Annotated in this window: 15 protein-coding genes; 8 read left to right on the top strand and 7 right to left on the bottom strand. The window is 63.9% G+C overall.

Features of this window, described 5'->3' with window-relative positions:
• Position 1 precedes the first annotated feature (1 nt).
• Positions 2-1,300, bottom strand: coding sequence for a hypothetical protein (locus tag ACZI8Q_RS04740; RefSeq protein ID WP_463372476.1), 1,299 nt, complete (start codon positions 1,298-1,300; stop codon positions 2-4).
• Positions 1,301-1,433: 133 nt separating this feature from the next.
• Here ACZI8Q_RS04740 and ACZI8Q_RS04735 point away from each other — a divergent pair, with 133 nt between their 5' ends.
• From ACZI8Q_RS04735 to ACZI8Q_RS04720, 4 genes are read left to right on the top strand one after another with little or no spacing between them, the layout of a single operon-like run.
• Positions 1,434-2,252, top strand: a complete 819-nt coding sequence (locus ACZI8Q_RS04735) for an S-methyl-5'-thioadenosine phosphorylase (protein ID WP_463372346.1) — start codon at positions 1,434-1,436, stop codon at positions 2,250-2,252.
• Positions 2,249-3,316 (top strand): NAD-dependent epimerase/dehydratase family protein, encoded by a 1,068-nt coding sequence (locus ACZI8Q_RS04730; RefSeq protein WP_463372345.1) that lies wholly within the window; start codon positions 2,249-2,251, stop codon positions 3,314-3,316. The genes ACZI8Q_RS04735 and ACZI8Q_RS04730 overlap by 4 nt, the downstream gene beginning before the upstream one ends.
• Positions 3,317-3,320: 4 nt before the next feature.
• The gene (locus tag ACZI8Q_RS04725) at positions 3,321-3,998 is read left to right on the top strand and encodes a glycosyltransferase family 2 protein (RefSeq protein ID WP_463372475.1); all 678 of its coding nucleotides are present in this window, start codon (positions 3,321-3,323) and stop codon (positions 3,996-3,998) included.
• Positions 3,989-4,672 carry a TIGR04282 family arsenosugar biosynthesis glycosyltransferase gene (locus ACZI8Q_RS04720; protein WP_463372344.1) on the top strand — a complete coding sequence of 228 codons (684 nt, stop codon included), beginning with the start codon at positions 3,989-3,991 and terminating at the stop codon, positions 4,670-4,672. Before ACZI8Q_RS04725 ends, ACZI8Q_RS04720 begins: the two co-directional genes overlap by 10 nt.
• A gap of 85 nt (positions 4,673-4,757) precedes the next feature.
• On the opposite strand, the gene ACZI8Q_RS04715 is transcribed toward ACZI8Q_RS04720, so the two are convergent.
• Entirely contained in the window at positions 4,758-5,036 is a 279-nt protein-coding gene (locus ACZI8Q_RS04715) for a hypothetical protein (RefSeq protein ID WP_463372343.1), read from the bottom strand.
• Positions 5,037-5,374: 338 nt separating this feature from the next.
• Here ACZI8Q_RS04715 and ACZI8Q_RS04710 point away from each other — a divergent pair, with 338 nt between their 5' ends.
• Genes ACZI8Q_RS04710 through ACZI8Q_RS04700 form a run of 3 tightly spaced genes read left to right on the top strand, consistent with a single transcriptional unit; the run spans position 5,375 to position 7,852 of the window.
• Positions 5,375-6,097, top strand: coding sequence for a hypothetical protein (locus ACZI8Q_RS04710; protein ID WP_463372342.1), 723 nt, complete (start codon positions 5,375-5,377; stop codon positions 6,095-6,097).
• Positions 6,090-7,583 (top strand): molybdopterin-dependent oxidoreductase, encoded by a 1,494-nt coding sequence (locus ACZI8Q_RS04705; protein WP_463372341.1) that lies wholly within the window; start codon positions 6,090-6,092, stop codon positions 7,581-7,583. Before ACZI8Q_RS04710 ends, ACZI8Q_RS04705 begins: the two co-directional genes overlap by 8 nt.
• Positions 7,580-7,852, top strand: a complete 273-nt coding sequence (locus tag ACZI8Q_RS04700) for a hypothetical protein (RefSeq protein ID WP_463372340.1) — start codon at positions 7,580-7,582, stop codon at positions 7,850-7,852. The genes ACZI8Q_RS04705 and ACZI8Q_RS04700 overlap by 4 nt, the downstream gene beginning before the upstream one ends.
• Here ACZI8Q_RS04700 and ACZI8Q_RS04695 read toward each other — a convergent pair.
• Genes ACZI8Q_RS04695 through ACZI8Q_RS04675 form a run of 5 tightly spaced genes read right to left on the bottom strand, consistent with a single transcriptional unit; the run spans position 7,844 to position 14,614 of the window.
• Positions 7,844-8,176, bottom strand: coding sequence for a hypothetical protein (locus tag ACZI8Q_RS04695; RefSeq protein ID WP_463372339.1), 333 nt, complete (start codon positions 8,174-8,176; stop codon positions 7,844-7,846). The two genes, ACZI8Q_RS04700 and ACZI8Q_RS04695, sit on opposite strands and share 9 nt — an antisense overlap.
• Entirely contained in the window at positions 8,173-11,088 is a 2,916-nt protein-coding gene (locus ACZI8Q_RS04690) for an FAD-binding and (Fe-S)-binding domain-containing protein (RefSeq protein WP_463372338.1), read from the bottom strand. The genes ACZI8Q_RS04695 and ACZI8Q_RS04690 overlap by 4 nt, the downstream gene beginning before the upstream one ends.
• Positions 11,085-11,666: a copper chaperone PCu(A)C gene (locus tag ACZI8Q_RS04685; protein ID WP_463372337.1), complete on the bottom strand. Its 582-nt coding sequence runs from the start codon at positions 11,664-11,666 to the stop codon at positions 11,085-11,087. The genes ACZI8Q_RS04690 and ACZI8Q_RS04685 overlap by 4 nt, the downstream gene beginning before the upstream one ends.
• A gap of 46 nt (positions 11,667-11,712) precedes the next feature.
• On the bottom strand, positions 11,713-12,816 hold the full coding sequence (locus ACZI8Q_RS04680; RefSeq protein ID WP_463372336.1) for an enolase C-terminal domain-like protein: 1,104 nt from the start codon (positions 12,814-12,816) through the stop codon (positions 11,713-11,715).
• Between the two features lie 4 nt (positions 12,817-12,820).
• On the bottom strand, positions 12,821-14,614 hold the full coding sequence (locus ACZI8Q_RS04675; protein WP_463372335.1) for a thiamine pyrophosphate-requiring protein: 1,794 nt from the start codon (positions 14,612-14,614) through the stop codon (positions 12,821-12,823).
• A 162-nt stretch (positions 14,615-14,776) separates the two neighbouring features.
• Between ACZI8Q_RS04675 and ACZI8Q_RS04670 the strand changes: the two genes are divergently transcribed.
• Positions 14,777-16,531: a glycoside hydrolase family 15 protein gene (locus ACZI8Q_RS04670; RefSeq protein ID WP_463372334.1), complete on the top strand. Its 1,755-nt coding sequence runs from the start codon at positions 14,777-14,779 to the stop codon at positions 16,529-16,531.
• Positions 16,532-16,574: the final 43 nt, after the last annotated feature.

Here is a 16,574-nt window from a genome sequence, read left to right as displayed (position 1 = left end):
GTCACCAATTGGTGAAGATCAGGTGGACGATCGCCAACGCCGCGACAGCCTGTACCACCAACCAGGTCCGGTGGCTTCGGCGGGGCAGGAGCGCCGGTGCGGCGAGCAGCCACACTGCGAAGGGCAACCAGATACGTTCCACCTCGGCTTTGCTCAGTCCGCTCGCGTCGGCCGCGGCCACTGCTGCCAGCGCGGCAAGCACCAGCACGTTCACCGGCGACAACCCCCGAATACGGGACCACGTGAACACTCGCGGCAAGGCTGCGGCCGTTGCCAGACCCACCGCGCACACCAAGGCGGCGAGGTTGGCCCACCACCAATACGCGAAGGGTCGATCAGTGGCGATCCCCTGGTAGTAGCGTTCCTGCACCAGAAAGTAGCCGTCGAACCACCAGAACCCGTAAGCGGCGAAGACGGCCGTCACGGCAAGGGCACCGAGGATCGCTCCGATCAGCGGTCGGGCCGTTCTGCCGATGAGCAGCACCGCGATCGCCGGCAACCCGATCAGCACCAGTCCGTAGCTGAGGAAGATACTGAAACCGAGCACCACGCCGGCGCACACCGCAGGCACCGCGGACCACAGACCCGAGCGGCGGGTGGCAACCGCCAGCAGGGAGATTCCCCACGCCGCCACCCCAGCGAACAGCGCATCCGCCGAGGCCGCGATCCAGATCGCGGCCGGTGCGAGCGCAAGGAACGGCGCTGCCCGGCGAGCCATCGACTCGTCCCCGAGCACACGCAGCGTAATCATGACCGCGGCCGCGGCGCTCGTTCCGACCACAACACACAACGCCGACGCCCACGCCCCACCCGACAGTCCGAGGCGATCGAGCCAGACGAACGTGAGCACCGCGCCGGGGGGATGCCCGGAGACGTGCGTGGTCCACGAGTCCGGTTGGCCGTCGAGAATGCGGTCGCTGAAGCCGGACAGCACGGCCGGGACGTCCCGTATGCCCGGCACCTCGTGCAAGTACTCGTGCCCGTCCGTCAGCCTCCCGACGAACCCATCCTGCCACCCGTCCACCATTGCCAGCGCCATCGCCCACGCCACGCCGATCAGCCAGGTCAGCGCAGTGAGCGGACGCCACGACAAGCGCTGCGCCACAATGGGTCCCCACGCGACCACGACGACTGCGATCAGGATCGTCACCGGCGTAGCCCAGCCGACGTGAACCCGATACCACCCGAACAGCGGCGCCCCCTCGGCGAAGATCTGCCAGTCTTTCGCACTTCTGTTCACGAGCGGGGTGATGGTGTCGTTGTCCAGGTACGGCACCACGAAAGCCGCAACAACGAGCATCACGGCAAGGGTGGCGGCCGCGAGGTCCCACCCAGCGAAGCGCCGCCTTCTCGTATGCGACTCCGGAGACTTCACACCACCCCTTTTCACGAGTTTTCCACTCGTGAACAGCATAACGATGGAGGATGGCCAGATGAGCACAACGAGTGCACCCGCTCTGCCCGCCGCCGATCTCGCTGTCATCGGTGGCAGCGGCTTCTACTCGTTCTTCGACGACCCTTCCCACGCCGGCACGGAGGAGATCGCCTTCGAGACGCCTTATGGACGGCCGAGCGGTCCCATCGTGGTCGGCGACGTTGCCGGGCGGCGGGTCGCGTTCCTACCCCGGCACGGGCAAGGGCACGAGTATGCACCGCACACAATCCCGTACCGTGCCAATCTGTGGGCATTGCGGATGCTCGGAGTACGGCAGGTGCTTGCGCCCTGCGCTGCAGGCAGCCTCACGTCCGAACTCGGTCCAGGCGCTATGACGGTGCCGGATCAGCTCGTCGACCGCACCAGTGGACGCACTCAGACCTACTTCGACGGTGGCGGGGTGCACGTGAGTTTCGCCGACCCGTACTGTCACGAACTGCGTGAGGCGGCGCTCACGGTGGGCGCGCACGCCGGCGGCACACTGGTGGTGATCGAAGGGCCGCGTTTCTCCACGCGAGCAGAAAGTCAATGGTTCGCCCGGCAGGGGTGGACCCTGGTGAACATGACCGGCCACCCCGAAGCCGTGCTCGCCAGAGAACTCGAGATGTGTTACGCCGCCGTCGCTCTGGTCACCGACCTGGATGCGGGTATCGAAGTGGGGTCCGGAGTGCGCTCGGTCGACGCGTTCGCGGAACTCCACCGCAATCTCGAACCGTGGAAGGAGCTGGTGCGCGCGGCGATAGCCAGTGCGCCCAGGAAGCCTTGTGACGCATGCCGGCCGCACGAGGGTCTGTCACTGCCGATCGAACTGCCGTGACCGGATTGCGAGTTCTGGTCACGGGCGCCGCCGGGTTCATCGGAGGCGAGATCCGCGGCGCCCTCACCGACGCGGGCCATGATGTGGTGGCGGTCGACGCCGTACTAGCCTCCGCTCACGGCGACGGGGCTGCACCGCCCGAGGGGGTGCAACGGATCGATGTGCGTGACGGCGACAGCATGACCGGACTCCTGCGGGGCGTCGACGTAGTGTGCCATCAGGCGGCGGTCGTGGGCGCCGGAGTGGACGCCGGCGATGCTCCCGCCTACGCCAGTCACAACGACTTCGGGACCGCTGTCCTCCTCGCCGCGATGCACGATGCCGGTTGCCGTCGACTGGTGCTCGCGTCGTCGATGGTGGTGTACGGCGACGGGCGGTATTGCAATGCGGCCTGCGACGACATCGTCCCCGCACCGAGACGACAGCAGGATCTCGAGTCCGGCGTGTTCGACGTTCTCGACCCTGACAACGGTGTACCGCTGGACTGGGCGCTGGTCGACGAGACCGCACCGCTACGACCGCGCAGCACCTACGCGGCCAGCAAGGTGGCCCAGGAGAACTATGCGTATGCCTGGGCGCTGGCGACCGGCGGTGACGTGACGGCGCTGCGCTATCACAACGTCTACGGCGACTTCATGCCCCGCAACACCCCGTATTCCGGGGTGGCCGCACTGTTCCGGTCTGCCCTCGAGGCAGGGACTGCGCCCCGGGTGTTCGAGGACGGCAGGCAGATGCGTGACTTCGTGCACGTGCACGACGTTGCGGCGGTCAATGTTGCTGCGATCGAGTCCGCGGTGCCCGGGTTCTGCCCGCTCAACGTATGTTCGGGACGGCCGATCAGCATCGGCGGTGTGGCCTGGGCGTTGTCACGGGAGTGTCGGGGCCCGGAACCGGTGGTGACCGGCGAGTTCCGCCCGGGGGATGTGCGCCACATCGTGGCCGATCCGGCCCGAGCAGCCGACGTCCTCGGATTTCGTGCGCAGGTCGGTCCGGACGAGGGGATCGCCGCCTTTGCGTCTGCTCCCCTACGCGACGCCCGACCGGCGGGAGGCCCCGTTGCCTGAACCGATGTTGCCTGCACCGATCGCACCGTCCGACGTCACCGTGGTGATCCCGTGCCTGAACGAAGCGAGCGCGCTGCAGGGCGTCCTGGCGGCGATGCCTACGGGGTACCGCGCTCTGGTGGTCGACAACAACTCCACCGATGCCACCGTCGCGGTGGCGAGGGCCGCTGGGGCAACCGTAGTGTTCGAACGGCAACCTGGGTACGGAGCCGCCGTCCACGCCGGTGTCGAGGCCGCGCGAACCGCAGTGGTGGGCGTCCTCGACGGCGACGGTTCGATGGATCCCTCTGACCTGCGCGGACTGATCGCAATGCTGGACGACGGCTCCGACCTGGCTGTGGGCCGGCGCAGGCCCGACCGTCGCGGCGCTTGGTCGTGGCACGCCCGCCTGGGCAACGCGCTGATCGCGGCGCTACTGCGCAGCCGTTACGGATTGCCCATCCACGACATCGGTGCGATGCGTGCGGTACGACGACAGGCGCTCCTCGATCTGCAGGTTCCGGATCGCCGGTCGGGCTATCCGCTGCAACTACTGATCCTGGCTGCGCAGGCGGGATGGCGGGTCGTCGAAGGCGATATCACCTATCGGCCGCGAGCGGGTGGCGTGTCGAAGGTATCGGGCTCGGTTCGCGGCACCGTCACTGCCGTCCGCGACTTCTGGAAGGCGCTGCGATGGACATGACCGTCCTGGTGGCGGCGAAGGCCCCCGTGCCAGGGTTCGCCAAGACGCGACTCGCCGCTTCGATCGGCGACGGTCCGGCAGCCGAGCTCGCCGCCGCCGCACTACTGGACACACTCGCCGAGGTCACCAATGCCGACGTCACACACCGGATGGTTGCGCTCACCGGAGATGTGGCGCACGCGGTTCGCCGCGAAGAACTCGAGCAAGCGTTGAACGATTTCACCATCGTTGTGCAGCGCGGCGACACATTCGCGCAGCGACTCGCCAACGCGCACGCCGACGCCTACCAGGCCACGAATGCGCCGGTCTTTCAGATCGGTATGGACACCCCGCAGGTGACGTCCGCCTTGCTCGAGCGGTGCGCACAGCCACTCACCGCCGGTACCGAATGTGTGCTCGGCCCCGCCGAGGACGGCGGATGGTGGGCCCTCGGCGTCACCCACGCCCAGATAGCCGCACCGATAGGAGACGTACCCACGTCGAGCCCGGACACCGGCAGAACGACCCGCGCAGTCCTCGAATCGATCGGGGTCTCGGTGCACCTGCTACCGCTACTCCGCGACGTCGACCATGTCGACGACATCGCTCCAGTTGCCGCGCAGTGCGCGCCCGGCAGCCGCTTCCGCGAATGCTGGGCGTCGCTCGTCGAAACGGCGAAGATCACCCGCGACTAGTGGCAGCAACCTGATCTGAGGGGCAATCGTTCGGATCGTTCACGACTGCAGTCATTCGAACGGAACATGGAGGTCTGCACTCCTGCTATTCGACGACGGCGTCACTGAATACGGTCGGATGGCCCAAGAAGTGGCGGTGCGAGGGCGGCTGGTTGCCTTCGAGGTCGGTGACACCGAATTCCTCGGCTACCTCGGCGCCGATGAGTACCTTCCCCGAACGTTCCATCAACTTCGGGTCATTCGCAAGAGCGTCGATTACTCTGCCCGGAAATCCCGCGGATTCGGCCGCAGGCATGAACGCCTGGTACGGATCGGACTTGGGTTCGTCGTCGAACAGTGCGGCAGTACGTTCGGTCTTGACCATCCCCATCCACCGTGACGCTGCGCGACACCGTAGGGGCGCAGATCGTGCGCCATGTCGTGCGCCATTGTCGACGACCACCCGGTCCTTGGATCAGACTCATTTCTGCGTCCTCGCAAGCTTCCGGACACTGCTGCCGCGGTCACATACTCTGGTCTGGTTGCGCGTTACGGTCTATTTCGTCTCATGGCCTGCCGTGTCCGGAATCGGCAGGTTGTCCTCGACTTTTTTCCCTCTGCAAGTGGACGGGTGACCGGCCATAGTGGGATGGATTTGCAGTACGAGATCTTCCAGGCTCAGTCTTCGACGATGTGGCGATCCCGGTTGTTCGATAGCACCATGTGCTTGCCACCGTTGCGCTCCAAGGCGATCTTCCGGTAGACCTCAGCGATTCCGTCCGCGTCTGGAAACGAACCGAGCGGACCGAAATCGACGACAGCCCTTTATCGGTGAACACCTCGCGACGCCGGCGGGATCCCTTGTTGTCGCAGGGCGCGCCAATACCGGTACTCGAGAGCCTTGATCGCCTCGACCTTCTCGCTGCGCCAACCCGAGTAGGCGAGGACGAAGGCGTCACCCCTCGCTCGTCGAAACGGCGAAAATCACCCTCGACGGACGGGTTGACCGTCCGCGTCGTGGGTATTCGCGGCATGATGGTCGCGTTCAATCTGCCCAGAATCGTAACGGCGTCGGGGATGGTCCTGCTGCTGGGCATAGCTATGGTCCTGATGGGCACCCTTGCGACCGTGTCCGAACGCACCGTCCTTCTTTTTGTCTATGCGATTGTTCTCGCGATAATGCTGGTGACGGCTGCGGCGGTCATGACGCTGGGCGGATCCCAGTTCGGTTGGTTTCTCGGCAGCTCGATATGCGCACTCTTTCTCGTTACGTACCTTGTAAGCCGAATCACCAGCCACACGAGAGCGCCTCCCGCGCTGAGAGGGTGGGACTACGCACCCGGTACTGCCGCGCTCGGGTGTGCCGTACTCTTCCTTGCCTTGCACGCGTCGATTCTGCTGGGAATCAACGTCGCTCATCCGGGGCGTCAGGACTGGCATGACTGAATTGATGAGCTACCCTGCCTGGCTGCGTATCGAACACTGGCTGAACGTGCTGTTCCTGACCTTGGTGATGCGCAGCGGGATCGAGATTTTGGCAAGTCATCCCAAGCTGTACTGGCACGACGACAGCACTCCTGGCACCGAGTGGGCGCGGTTCACCAACAAGACAATGCCCACCGACACGCTGTACGACACGCTCGACGAGGAGGAGAGCTACTCGCCACTCATCGCATTGCCCGGCCGCAGAATGCTGGGCCTGGGTCGGCATTGGCATTTCGCAAGCATCCTCGGATGGATCCTGATCGGCGCGGTGTATTACGTGCTGCTGTTCGCAACAGGTCAGTGGCGTCGCTACATCCCGACCTCCTGGTGGGTGTTTCAACAAGCGTGGGAGGACATCCTCACGTATCTCAGCTTCACCCTGCCGCCGCTGATTCCGGGAGAATCACATGATGCGATCCAGAAGCTCACCTACGCGGCGGTCCTGTTCATTCTGGCTCCATTCCAGATACTCACCGGCGCCGCGCAGTCACCGGCCGTGGAGGCCCGATTTCCCTGGTTCGTGCGACTGTGGGGTGGTCGCCAGTCGGCGCGCAGCCTGCACTTCCTCGGACTGATCCTGTTCGCATTGTTCATCATTGTTCACCTGACGATGGTGTTCTTCTGGGGCTGGGGGCACCTGAACGCAAAAATCATCTTCGGCGAATCCCGAAACCCGTACTGGGCCACGCTGCTGTCCGTGGTGATCATCGCGGTCATCATCCTGGCCCACGGCGCGGCGACAATGTGGAGCTACCGAAACCCACGGTCGGTGCAGCGGATACTCGGCGCTGTCGTCCGACAAGCGCGCCTGCGAGCACTCAGACCATTGACGTCGCGCCAGGACTACTCCTCTCGTGAGCTGTCCCGAGAGCACCGCGTGAACGGAAAGCCGCCTACCAGTACCTCCTACAAGGTCATGGCGGCCCACAATTTTGTGGACTGGCGACTCGACGTCGGCGGCCTGGTCGAGCGGCCGGCCGCCCTCGACCTGCCCACACTGATCGCACTGCGCGACACGCAAAGCCAACGTGTTCTACACAACTGTGTCCAGGGCTGGTCGAGCATCGGCGAATGGGGCGGGCTGCCGCTGCGCGACCTCGTCTCCATGGTTCGACCCTTCCCTGAGGCCCGCTACCTGTGCTTTTTCACCATGCAAGACAGTGGTCGCGACGAACCGAGCGCCGACGGCACAGGACAGTTCTACGAAATCATCGATCTGAGCCTTGCCGAGGACCCGCAAACACTGCTCGCATACGAGATGAACGGTCAGCCGCTGCCGATCAAGCATGGGGCACCGCTGCGACTACGCGTCGAAACACAGGTGGGTTTCAAGATGGCCAAATGGATCGACCGGATCGAGTTCGTGGCCGACTATTCCGGCATCGGGTACGGCATGGGCGGCTGGCGTGAAGACAACATCTACTTCGACAAGGACGTGGAAGTATGACTGGTCCGCTCCGGCCGGAGAATGTCATGCTGACCGAGCAGGAGCAGGCGTGTGTCTCGGTGCGGGTAGCCGAGACGGGTTCCGCCTGCCATTGGTGTGGGGGTCACGACTTCAGCGTCGGTGACGCGCTGCCCTTGGGCTTTCTGTTTCTCGACGAGAAGCCTGGCACATACATGGTCGCGTTGACGTGCGCCAACCCGGATTGCCCGGAGCCACATACCGGCATCACCGTGCACGAGAGTCGCTTTCGCGCGAAATTTTCACCGTGAGCGCCGCTGTCGAATGTAGTCCGGCACCGGGTGGATCGGTATCGCCGGGTGCGTAGACTGTAGGCGAGTCAGCAATGGCACAGCCTCTTGCAGTTCGCGACCGAGGGCCGCGTATCGTGCAGCGGACTCGGCGGTGAGCTGTCCACCATCGAAATAGTACTGCAGCCTCGGCAAGCGCCCGGACAACGCAGCGCCCCAACGAATGTTGAAGTCGTACACAGCGCCCTCGCCAGGGCCGTCGCCACAGTTCGCCACATCGTTCAACGCCTGCAACTGGTCGACGAGTACCTTCAGATCCGCGTCCACCCCCGCCGGTTCCTTCACGACTGTAATCGTTTCGCGAGTATCTGAGCGGTGTGCAATGGTTCCGATCCCGGCTGCAAATCACGGATCTGAGTGCGGCAACTGAAACCGTCGGCAATCACCAATGTGCACGGGTCGGCGCCGCGGATCGCGGGTAGCAGCTTGTCTTCCGCACATGCGACCGAAACGTCATAGTGGCCGCGTTCGAATCCGAAATTGCCCGCCAAGCCGCAGCATCCGGCATCGAGGACGTCCACGTCGACACCAGCGTCTTCGAGCGTCGCCTTGTCCTTCTTGGGGTTCAGGACGGCGTGTTGGTGGCAATGCGGCTGCAATAGGGCCGTGGCCGAAGCGGTGCTTTCCGCACCGGGGGGATGCCAATCCGGCGCCTTGTCGTGGAGAAGTTCGCCGAGCGTATACGTCTGGCCCGCCAACCGGTGTGCGTCCTCGTCGCCGTGCAACAGCTCGGGCAGGTCGGATCGGAACACTGCCGCGCAGCTCGGTTCGAGTACCACCACCGGTGTACCCGACCGCAACGCCGGACGCAGCAATTTCAGGGTGCGGCGCAACACCCGCTGGGCGGTGCGCAACTGCCCGGTGGAGATCCAGGTGAGTCCGCAACACACGGTGCGTTGCGGCACGTCCACCTCGAAGCCGGCTGCCTCGAGAACTGCCACCGTGTCCCGTGCAATGTGTGGGTCCAGGTTGTTGGTGAACGTGTCCGGCCACAACACCACCCGTCCTCGTGAGCCCCCCTCGCCGGGTCCCCGATCATGGAACCACTCGGTGAATCGTTCATCGGCGAATCGCGGAAACGGCCTACGCCGATCCACTCCGCCCGCAGTCTTGATTGCCGCCGAGACACCGGGCGTATGCGTCAGGACGTTGACCGCCCGGGGCGCTATCGCCGCCACGCGGGCCCACAAAGGAATCCAGCCCATGGAGTAGTGAGTTACCGGCCGTAGCCGATGCTCGTAGTGGTGGGAGAGGAACTCCGCCTTGTACGTGGCCATGTCGACATCGACCGGACAGTCGCTTTTACATCCCTTGCAGGCCAAGCACAGATCGAGTGCATCGCGCACCTCGGTGGAGCGCCAGCCGTCGGTGATGACATCACCTTTCACCATCTCGAAAAGCAACCTCGCACGGCCGCGTGTGGAATGCTCTTCTTCCCCGGTGGCGCGATAGCTCGGGCACATCACGCCGGATTCTTCTCCGCGGCACTTTCCGACACCGACGCAGCGGGCAGCAGCCCTACTGAATCGGTGGTCGTCGCCTGGATACGCAAAGTGCGTCTTCGGTTCGATCGGAAGGTAGTCCACCCCTTGCCGCAGGTCTTCGTCGAGCCTGTTCGGGTGAACGATCTTGCCCGGGTTCATCCGATTCCGAGGGTCGAACAGCGACTTCACCTGCTCGAACGCCCCGACAACGCGATCGCCGAACATCAACGGCAGCAGTTCACCCCGAGACTGCCCGTCCCCGTGCTCACCCGACAGCGAGCCCCCGTACTCGACGACGAGGCGGGCACTGTCCTCGGCGAAGCTGCGGTAATGGGCAATACCTGCGGCGGTACGCAGATCGAACGGAATTCGGGTGTGGACGCAGCCCTGCCCGAAGTGACCGTACAGCGACGAAGTGCCATAGTCGTAGCGGTCGAGCAGATCTCGGAAGTCGCGCAGGTAATCGCCCAGTCGATGCGGCGGTACCGCCGCATCCTCCCATCCCTCATGGGTTTCGGGTGCGTTCGGCGGGTAGGCAGTGGCGCCGAGACCTGCCTCGCGGGCCGCCCACACCTCCTGTCTACGGGTCGGATCGTCGAGTACTGCTGTATGCGGCGTGTATTCGCGCTCGATGTCCTCGATCATGGCTTTCGCCTTACGATCGGCGTCGTCCTGGTCGTCACCGTTGAACTGCACCATGAGCCACGCAGTGCCGTCGGGCAATTGCCGGAGCGCCTTCTCCGCCAGTCGCTGACTGTGTTCGAGTTCCACCAGACGATGGTCGATGCCCTCGAGAGCAGCCGGTTGGTGTTGCAACACCGTGGGCACTGCATCCGCGGCGGTGAAGACGTCACGGAATCCGAGCATCGCAAGCGCGTTGGCGGCCGGGGTGGGGACAAGTTGCAGCTCGGTGCGCAGCACTGTAACCAAGGTGCTCTCGCTGCCCACCAGCAGACCGGCGACCGAGAAGTTGTTCTCGGGGAGCAGTGAGTCGAGGTTGTAGCCCGAAACGCGACGCGGAATATCCGGATAGCGTTCGTGTACATCGTCCGCATAGCCGTCGATCAGCGTGCGCAGTTCCCGATAGATCTCTGCGCGGCGGCCGCCTTCGGCGATGATCTGGTCGAACTCCTCGTCGGACGTCTCCCCCACCCACATACGCAAACCGTCGTAGGTGAGCACCTCGAGACGCCGCACCGAATCCACCATTTTTCCGTACGCCTGGGCGGTGGAACCGCACGAGTTGTTCCCGATCATGCCACCTATGGCACAACTGACGTGGGTGGAAGGCTTGGGCCCCACCATCCAGCCGGTCGAGTCCAAGCGGTCGTTCAGATCGTCGAGTTTGATTCCGGGTTCGACCACGGCGACGCCTTCGTCGGTGTCCACCGACTGCACCCGTGTGCAGTACTTGCTCCAATCGAGCACGACCGCCACATTGCAGCACTGTCCGGCCAGGCTGGTTCCCCCGCCGCGGGACAGGACCGGCACGTCGTGACGGCGACACACGTCCACCGCATGCACCGCGGCCTCCGGCGTGCGGGGTACCACCACCCCAATCGGCACTTGTCGATAGTTCGACCCGTCTGTCGAGTACGCAGCCCGGCTACCCGCATCGAACCGAACCTCACCGTCTACCCGTTCGCGCAATTGTGCTTCGAGTGCTTCGAACAGGAGCGGTGGCCTCGACTTCTGGCTTCCGATGGTGGTCATGACCCAGCCGTCCCCGGCAACGGACGTCCATTTTCGATGTCCTCGGAAGGTGTCCACACATCGAAGGGAACTTGGAACTGAATCTCACCTGTGCGTTCGAAGACGAAGGTGAGCGGCATGGTCAGTCCGGATTCCACGGTGCCGTCGTCGAGCTCGATGGGCACCGTAATCGGCTGGTCCGGCGCCTGCGGTTTCTGGAGCTGTTCGATGGGCACACCTGCAGCGAGCGCCGTTTCCGGCTCCATGACGAGCTTTGCAGGGTCTGCATCGAGCGTGATGGTCGCCGCATCGGATTCGATCGCAACAAGCCGATCCGTTTCTCTGCCCGTGTTGACGGCATAGAAGTGCAGTTCTGCCCGGTTCGTCCGAGGCTGGTTCGGCTCCACCGCGACATACACGTTCCGCAAAGCGATGTTGCCGGTTTCGACGTTGACCCCGTTGACAGCCGAATCCTGCGAGGCTGTCTGTGTGTTCTGGCCTGCGCCACATCCAGCCGCAACAAGGGACAAAACCGCGGCTCCGGCGACCGCAATACATCTCAACCGACGACGGCGAAGTGACGAATGAAACTTGTACATGGATTGCCCCTTTCGATCGTGTGGACCTGGCATCCCATCCGGAAGGTCACGCAACCCGATAACGGTTGGCATCGGCGGTACGCAACGTGAGTCCGTTTCCGGGTGCAGCGTCGTCCGGAATGATCCTGCCACCCGTAGGGTCGAGAGTGCCGTCGAAGAACATGTATTCGATCCGAACGTGGTCGTGAAACCATTCGAGATGGCGCACCTTCGGGGTCACCGCAGCAACATGTGCGTGCAGGTGGGGAGCGCAGTGCCCGGAGACGTCGAGACCATGTGCGGCGGCCACTGCCGCAGCCCTTCGCCACTCCGTGATTCCTCCGCAACGGGACACGTCCACTTGTAGGCAATCGACGGCGCCGGCAGCACACATGCGCAGGAAGTAAGGCAGATGAAAACCGTACTCACCGGCCGTCACGTCCGGACGCACCGCATTACGAACCTCACGCAGGCCATCCAGATCATCGGAGGAGACGGGCTCTTCGAACCATCGGACGTCGTAGTCGTGCGCCGCAGCAGCCACCCGGATGGCCTGCTTGCGTCCATAGGCACCATTGGCATCGACATACAGTTCGGTCTCGTCCCCTATCGCTGTGCGAGCCTGACCGATTCGGTCGAGATCTCGGTTCACTTCCGTGCCCCACAATTCACCGATTTTGATTTTTACGCGTGGAATCTGTTGCCGGGACACCCAGCCCGACAATTGCTTCTCCAATCCGGTTGCGTCATAGGTGGTGAAGCCGCCGCTGCCGTACACCGCAACACTGCCCCCGACGCCACCCAACAGGTGGTGCAAAGGAACCTCGAGTATTCGGGCGGCGAGATCCCACAGGGCAACATCGACAGCCGACAGCGCGTAACCGGCAATCCCCGGTCTACCTGCGTTGCGCACCGCACGGGTCATCGCCTCGGCCGCACCGGCCACATCCAGGGCACTGCGCCCACGTACCACGTCGGCCAACATGTCGTCCACGACTCGTGCGCACGCCGCAGGGCCGTACGTCCAGCCGGTGCCAACGGTTCCCTCGGCCTGCACCTGCACCAGAACGAGAGTGGTGCTGTCCCAGGCAAGCGTGCCGTCTGCCTCGGGCGCGTCGGTGGGCACCGTGTACACCGAGGTGGTCACATCGCTGACTGGACACTCGACCACGATGTCAACCCTTCTTGTGGGGCAAGAATTCCTGAGCCTTGGTCTTGATGCCCTCCTTGACCAAACCGAACGCATCCGGGTCGCCGCCCAGAACTGCCGCGGTGGTGGATTTGAACTGATCCCATGTCGCGTGTGGCGGGATGGGCGGCATGTTCGGGTCGACGTGGACGTCGAGCACCGTTGGACGATCGGCCGACAGTGCCCTTTTCCACGCCCCCGCCAACTCGTCCGGCTTCTGGACCGTGATCGCTTGTAGGCCGAGTGAGGCGGCGAAGGCACCATAGTCGACGTCCGGAAGTTCCTGAGACTCTTCGAATTTCGGCGCCCCGGACATGGCACGCATTTCCCAGGTGACCTGGTTGAGGTCGTTGTTGTGTAACACCGCGATCACAAGGCGTGGATCGGACCACTCCTGCCAGTAGTGCTTGATGGTGATGAGTTCGGCCATTCCGTTCATCTGCATTGCGCCGTCACCGGCGAATACGATCACGGGCCGGTCCGGTGCGCCGAATTTCGCGCCGATGCCGTATGGCACTCCAGGCCCCATGGTCGCCAGGGTGCCCGACAACGATCCTCGCATGTTGCCCCGGAAGCGCAGCTGCCGCGCGTACCAATTGGCGGAGGAACCGGAGTCGGCGGTGACGATCGCGTTGCCAGGAAGCAGGGGTGACAGTTCGGAGAACAGGCGCAGCGGGTTGATCGGTTTACCGGACACGTCGGCTTCCATCGCCATTGTCTCCCACCAACGGGCCACATCGGATTCGATTTTTTCACGCCAACCCCGGTTCTCTTTGCGGCGCAAGTGTGGGATCAGTGCGCGTAGAGCGGTGCGGGCGTCCGCAACGAGGTTGATCTCGTTGGGGTATCGCATGCCGATATAGCGACCGTCGATGTCGATCTGGACGCCACGCGCTTGATCGTATTCGGGTAAGAACTGGGCGTAAGGGAAACTCGAGCCGACGGTGAGCAAGGTGTCACAGTCACGCATCATCTCGTAACTCGGGCGGGTGCCCAGCAAACCGATGGACCCGGTGACCCAGGGCAACTCGTCCGAGAGCACATCCTTGCCGAGCAGCGCCTTCGCGACGCCGGCACCGAGCAGGTCGGCGACCTGGGCGATTTCTTCGTGGGCACCGCGGGCGCCGTTGCCGACGAGAATCGCCACCTTCTCGCCCGCATTCAGGATTTCGGCAGCCGATCGAATGCCGTCGTCGTCAGGTTGGATGCTCGGCCAGTCGATCCCCACGCTCGAACGCACCATCTTGAATTCGTGGGTGGGCGGCGAATACTCCAGTTCCTGCACGTCAGCCGGGATGATGATCGCCGTGGGGGCGCGCTGCGATATCGCGATACGTATGGCACGGTCGAGCACGTTCGGCAACTGTTCGGGAACGGTCACCATGTGGAGGTAATCGCTGGCCACATCCTTGTACAGGCTCATCAGGTCGATTTCCTGCTGATACGACCCACCCATTGCGCTGCGGTTCGTCTGGCCGACGATGGCAACCACCGGAACATGATCGAGCTTCGCGTCGTACAATCCGTTGAGCAGGTGTACCGCCCCGGGCCCCGAAGTGGCCATACACACGCCCAGTCGGCCGGTGAATTTGGCGTAACCGACCGCCTCGAAGGCGCACATCTCCTCATGCCGGGCCTGGATGAACTTGGGTTGGTTGTCGGCGCGTCCCCAGGCCGCGAGCATGCCGTTGATGCCGTCCCCGGCGTATGCGAACACATTGTCCACACCCCAGGTGCGGAGTCGATCAAGTAAGTAGTCGGAAACTTTCTGGCTGGCCATGAATTTGTCCTCCCAGCTGATCGAGTTGTGTGGACCGATCGGGTCCGGCATCGTTGGCCGATTGCCCCGCCTCTTCGTTCTGAAACACATCTCCCGGGTTCTGAAACAGATCGCCGTATCGCGTGCTGGTTGCGCTTGCGCGCGCGTGGGTACACGAAGCCGATGACGCCACCGACAAGCCACCTCGACGAGGTTGTCGCACCCCATGTGCTGCGCGAGTACTCGCTGATCGCCGACGGTGAGCGAGGAGCCCTGATCGGCCCGCGAGGTGATATCGCGTGGCTGTGCGCTCCTACATGGCATTCCGGCGCCGTGTTCTCGTCACTGGTGGGCGGTGCCGGCATATACGTGGTGGCACCCGACGAATACCGCTACACCTGGGGTGGCTATTACGAGGACGGCACGCTGATCTGGCGTAGCCGCTGGGTCACCACTCACGGGATAGTCGAATGCCGAGAGGCGATGGCCTTTCCGGGGGACCCGCAGACCGCGATCGTGCTGCGACGAATTGTCGCGCTCGACACGGATGTACGGGTGCGCGTGGTAATGGCCCTGACCGTTGACTTCGGTACCGACAAGATGTCGCGAGTTCATCATTTTTCCGAAGGGTGGACGATGCGAGTCGGCCCGCTGAATGTGCGATGGTCCGGGGCACCTGAATCCCAACACAAGGGTGCCCGCATCGAAACGACCCTCGATATACCGGCGGGCGGGCATCGCGATCTGATTCTGGAAATCTCCGATACCGAACTCGACCGCACCGCACCCGATGCTGGGCACCTGTGGGAACGCACCGAACGGGCGTGGCGCGATGAGGTACCTCCGATAGCGGGGACCCTCGCAGATCGCGATGCCGGGCATGCCTATGCGGTGTTGCGCGGCCTGACCGCCAGCGGTGGCGGGATGGTGGCAGCCGCAACCGCATCTCTGCCAGAACGTGCCGAGCAGGGGCGCAATTACGACTACCGTTTCTGTTGGATTCGAGACCAGTGTTACGCAGGGCAGGCCGTGGCCACTGCTGGCCCCTACGCCCTGCTTGACGATGCGGTTGGATTCGTCGGTGCTCGCCTTCTCGAGGACGGCCCGGACCTGAAGCCCGCCTATACCGTCGACGGCAGTCGCGTTCCAGGTGAGACGCCGCTCGACCTCCCCGGCTACCCGGGCGGCAAGGTCACCATCGGAAACTGGGTCAACGATCAGCATCAGCTCGATGCGTTCGGCGAGGCCCTTCTGTTGTTCGCCGCCGCAGACCGCCACGACCGCTTGGACCGGGAGCATTGGCGGGCAGCGGAAGCAGCCGTAGCCGCGATAGAGCAGCGTTGGCAGGAGCCGGACGCCGGAATCTGGGAACTTGACGATCGTCGATGGGCGCACTCGACACTGACTTGTGCGGCCGGGTTGCGTGCGATCGGCTCAGTCGCGCCCACCGCGCAGTCGTCGCGGTGGAACAGCCTCGCTGACGCACTTGTCACCGACACTGCCAAACGGTGTTTGCACCCGACCGGTCGTTGGCAGCGGACCCCGGACGACGCGCGCGTGGACGCGGCACTGCTGTTGCCGAGCATCCGTGGTGCTGTTTCCGCGCAAGATCCTCGTAGCCTGCTGACTCTCGATGCGGTACGCAGCGAACTCGCATGGGATGGCTACGTGTTCCGGTTCGACCAGGACGGACGCCCCTTGGGCGAAGCGGAGGGTGCGTTCTTGTTGTGCGGGTTCCTCATGGCGCTCGCAGAGCATCAGCAGGGCAATGAGCGCGATGCAGCCCGCTGGTTCGAACGCAACCGCGCCGCCTGCGGGCCGCCCGGTCTGTTCACCGAGGAATTCGACGTGACGCAACGCCAGTTGCGAGGCAACGTGCCGCAGGCGTTCGTGCATGCGTTGCTCCTCGAATCCGCCCACACACTTGCCGACACCTGATTCGCATTCGACGCTCATACGGACAAAACACATAGCTCGACCG

The organism is Rhodococcus quanlei (genome assembly GCF_055231015.1).
This window is presented reverse-complemented; position numbering and strand designations above follow the sequence as displayed.